The organism is Mesorhizobium sp. M6A.T.Ce.TU.016.01.1.1 (assembly GCF_003997065.1).
Lineage (GTDB): Bacteria > Pseudomonadota > Alphaproteobacteria > Rhizobiales > Rhizobiaceae > Mesorhizobium > Mesorhizobium mediterraneum.
On sequence record NZ_RZTJ01000107.1, the window covers coordinates 1 to 577 of the forward strand.

At 53.7% G+C, this 577-nt stretch carries 1 tRNA gene; it reads left to right on the plus strand.

The window, feature by feature from the left end:
• The first annotated feature begins 186 nt into the window (after positions 1–186).
• Positions 187–262 (plus strand) — tRNA-Ala (locus EOC94_RS33465).
• The last annotated feature ends 315 nt before the right edge of the window (positions 263–577 follow it).

Consider the following 577-nt stretch of genomic DNA (forward strand, 5'->3'; position numbering starts at 1 on the left):
GGCTTGTAGCTCAGTTGGTTAGAGCGCGCGCTTGATAAGCGTGAGGTCGGAGGTTCAAGTCCTCCCAGGCCCACCACTTCGCAATCCGCAAGGATTGTCGGATCTTCGCAATCCGCAAGGATTGTCGGATCTTCGCAATCCGCAAGGATTGTCGATCTCCTCGACGCTTCGAAGAGGTGTTTATCAGGGGCCGTAGCTCAGCTGGGAGAGCGCCTGCTTTGCAAGCAGGATGTCGTCGGTTCGATCCCGTCCGGCTCCACCACTTCGCGCAATCCGCAGGATTGTCGCTACCTCGTTCTGAAAAGAAAGAGGGGTGTCGAGTAGAGATGGGGACGGCCGAGAAAAAGTCATTCGTTTAAGAGTTTGCGGCGAGCATCTGGCTCTCCGCCTGTTCTGTTTGACATCGTAAAGAGAAGATTTGTTCGAACTTCATATCCCCAAAAGGGATCATGATTTGTCGCGGGAGACGCTCAATCTCCCGCATATGATGGGCTTGCCTAACCGCACCCTCGAACCGATCTCGAGAAGCTGGTCTTTTTGTGCCAATTCCATTGAAGCAGATCCTGCACAGGATCTG